General features: G+C 56.0%; 1 pseudogene. It reads right to left on the minus strand.

What is annotated here, in order from left to right:
• A pseudogene (locus K7W41_RS23420) lies at nucleotides 1-248 on the minus strand (IS630 family transposase); the annotation flags it as partial.

Consider the following 248-nt stretch of genomic DNA (forward strand, 5'->3'; position numbering starts at 1 on the left):
GACTTAACTGCCTCTTGCAAAACCTAGCGACGCTCTCCAAGATCTGATCTGCCGTTTTTGTCCAGGTGAACGGTTTGGGATCTTCGTTGGTCTGCTGGATGTACCGTTCGATCGCGGTTTCTAACGCCTGCGTACTGATGAAGCTGCCGCGTCTGAGCTGCCGTGTGGTGAGCAACGCGAACCAAGACTCCACCAGGTTCAACCATGACCCGCTGGTGGGCGTGAAATGCAGCTGGAAGCGGGGATGC

The organism is Deinococcus multiflagellatus, from assembly GCF_020166415.1.
GTDB lineage: Bacteria > Deinococcota > Deinococci > Deinococcales > Deinococcaceae > Deinococcus > Deinococcus multiflagellatus.